Raw genomic sequence first — 2,820 nt, 5'->3', positions numbered from 1 at the left:
TGCCGCAGGGCGCGCCAGAAGGCCGCCAGAACCCTGCCTGCGGCCCTGAAGCCCATACGCCGCACGGGGCCGTCATAGCCGCGCATTTCTTCGCTGCAACCCTTCAGATTTTCCCCGTACATGCTGTAGGCATAAACGGGAAGGCCCCGCTGCCTGAGCTGCACAACCTCACGAAATATAAAGGTCTCCGAGGACAAGGGGAACCACAGCAGCACATAGGCTATCACCGGGGGCATTGCCCGCCGGTCGCGTTCCGCTCCCGCTTCTGTGGCATCGCCACTGGTAAAAGACATGTCGGTCTCCGCATCAAACGAGAGCCGGGCCATAAGGCCCGGCCGGAGTGCTGTTTTTATTCGCCCAGGGATTCTTCGGCGTGTTCGCGCTTGTATTTTTCAACAATGGCCTGTGCCTTGGGAATCTCTTCTTTTACGGCATCAAGCGCCTTGCGGATATGCTCTTCCGTATGGGCGGCCGAGAGGAAGAAACGCAGCCTGTCCGTGCCCTCCTTGACTGCCGGGAAGGTGATGGGCATGACGTAGACGCCGCGCTTGAACAGGGCGTTGGACAAAAAGCCCGCCACCATGGGGTCGCCCACCATGACAGGCACAATGGCGTATCCCTGGGCAGCGCCCGTATCAAGGCCGATGCTCGAGGCGTACTCCACAAAAAACTTGGAAATTCTCTGCAGCTTGTGTACCCGTTCCGGCTCACGCAGCATGATGTCAAGCGCCTTGTGGCAGGCCACGGCAATAACCGGGGGCATGCCCACACTGAACACAAAGCCCGGCGAACCGTACTTGAGAAATTCAACCAGTTCATGCCGGCCGGCGATAAAACCGCCGCAGCCGCACATGGACTTGGAGAGCGTGCTCATCCACATGTCCACTTCATTGGCGTCAATGCCGAAGTGCTCGTGGGCGCCGCGCCCGGTTGCGCCCAGCACGCCCAGCGAATGGGCTTCGTCCACCAGCAGCATGCAGTCATACTGCTTTTTCAGCTGGATGATGCGGGGCAGATCGGGAATATTGCCGTCCATGCTGAACAGGCCCTCAGTGACGATAATGGCCCGCTTGTGCTCGGCGCGCTTGGCCTTGAGGATTTCCTCAAGGGCGTCGCAATCGTTGTGATTGTATGAGTAGCGCGCCGCGTGGGACAGACGTGCGCCCTGGATCAGCGAGTTGTGGGCCAGACCGTCATGAAAGATGGCGTCGCGGTGGCCGAGCAGAAAGCCCAGAGTGGATACGTTGGTGGCATGGCCGCTCACGTACACGATGCTGTCTTCCACGCCGTACAGGTCGGCAAAGGCGCGCTCCAGCGCACGGTGGGGCGGGCGCTCGCCGCCCACAAGGCGGCTGGCTCCGGCGGAAGTTCCGTACACGGCGGCGGCTTCGGCGACGACCTCGGTTATTTCCGGATGGGCGTTGATATCCAAATAGTCGTAGGTGGAAAAGTTCAGATATTCCTTGCCTTCAATAAGCGTAGTGGCCTTGGCCGCGCGCTCGTGGCAAAGAAAAAGAGGATTCTCCATCCCCATCTTGGCTCCCATCTCCACAAGCCGGTCAAAGGCGAGCTTGGAACGCATGCGGCTGAAACCGCCGGCGGAGCTTTCAGTAGCGGAAGCGGCCGTTGATGCCGCCTCTTTTCCGGCCTGACAGGAATGGTCTTTCTTCATGCCTTGTCCTCTTAATTTGTCCAAAAAACGCGCCTGTCCACACCCTGCGGCGAGCCGCCGGGCACGAAGCGCAACTTTGTAAGGATTCAGTATAGCCAAAGCGCGAAACTATGGCAAGTGCGGAATGGCAAATACACACCAGGCCACAAAACCGGCAGCCTGCAAGGATTCAGGGAGTTGAGACGGCTCCGGCGCGGGATTTTCCGGCGTATATTTACCGTCGGACTTCTGGACAAGCACCCCGATATACCCTAACATGATGCCCTTAGCCGATCTGAGATCACGGTTCGGCCCTTTTTGACCAACCGCGCTCCACAGGCTTTGAATTTTATGCAGCAAGACCCTGCTCCTCAATACGGTAAAAACCGTACAACGCAAAGTTCCGTTCTTCCCGGCGGCCTGCTCGTTGCGTCGTTTCCTTGCGTCACGTTCTCGCCTCCCACCCCGGAAGATTCCGGCCTGGCGCAGCAAAGCGTCCCCGCAGGGCAGGTCTGCGCCCAAACCCTGGCCCGCCGATGCTTTGACTGGCTGACCCATGTGGAAAATCCCGGCCCCGTCATGCTCTGGCTTTGCTGGAACGAGCGGGAAACTCCCGCCTCGGTGGCGCAACCTCTGACCCTGGCCCTTGAGGGACTGCAGAACCTCTGGCGCATGGGTCCGGTCAGACTGCAATGCGAACCCTTCTCGCCCGGCCTTGTGCAGGAAGCCGAAAATCTTTTGCGCCACATGCCGCAAGAAGGCAGCAGGCCGGCTGAAGGCCACGACGAAAGCACGCCCGAAACACCGCCCAAAAGCCCTATGGGGGCAGACCTGGCCTTGCAGCCCCAGGCAGGGCGCGTACCGACCGTTCTCCTGCTGGATTTCACGGTTGATGAAGAAGGCAGGCTGCATTGCCTGCCCCTGCTGCTGCGCCTGCCCGAGCTTACCCCGCCCTGCTGCGACATGCTTAAATGCCGCAAAAACCCGTACCGCGACATGCCGGAACAAACGGAAACCATGCCCCACGCAGCCCCCGCGCTTCGTGAAAAGAAAAGAGCAATAGGCGAAATTCTGCGGAAATTGTGCGAATGGAAAGATGTGAAAATAGTTGAGGCAGAGTGTTGTCCTGATCACATCCACATGTTGCTTGAGATTCCCCCCAAAATGAG

2 protein-coding genes and 2 pseudogenes are annotated in these 2,820 nt (G+C 59.3%); 1 reads left to right on the top strand and 3 read right to left on the bottom strand.

Features of this window, described 5'->3' with window-relative positions; genetic code table 11:
* The 3 genes and pseudogenes from V6C16_RS10775 to V6C16_RS10765 all read right to left on the bottom strand — a co-directional run.
* Nucleotides 1-293 (bottom strand): annotated as a pseudogene (locus V6C16_RS10775) (colanic acid biosynthesis glycosyltransferase WcaL); the annotation flags it as partial.
* A gap of 56 nt (nt 294-349) precedes the next feature.
* Complete coding sequence (locus tag V6C16_RS10770; RefSeq protein WP_333543189.1) at nt 350-1,672, bottom strand: aminotransferase class I/II-fold pyridoxal phosphate-dependent enzyme; 1,323 nt, start codon at nt 1,670-1,672, stop codon at nt 350-352.
* Nucleotides 1,673-1,780: 108 nt separating this feature from the next.
* On the bottom strand, nt 1,781-2,011 hold the full coding sequence (locus V6C16_RS10765) for a hypothetical protein (RefSeq protein ID WP_333536750.1): 231 nt from the start codon (nt 2,009-2,011) through the stop codon (nt 1,781-1,783).
* A gap of 684 nt (nt 2,012-2,695) precedes the next feature.
* Here V6C16_RS10765 and V6C16_RS10760 point away from each other — a divergent pair.
* Nucleotides 2,696-2,820 (top strand): annotated as a pseudogene (locus tag V6C16_RS10760) (transposase); the annotation flags it as partial.

Source organism: Desulfovibrio sp. 1188_IL3213 (assembly GCF_036763145.1).
In the GTDB taxonomy this organism is placed as follows: Bacteria; Desulfobacterota; Desulfovibrionia; order Desulfovibrionales; family Desulfovibrionaceae; genus Desulfovibrio.
This window is presented reverse-complemented; position numbering and strand designations above follow the sequence as displayed.

Coding starts and splice junctions, on each gene's coding strand:
- V6C16_RS10770 (WP_333543189.1), bottom strand. CDS start 1,672: ATGAAGAAAGACCATTCCTGTCAGGCCGGAAAAGAGGCGGCATCAACG.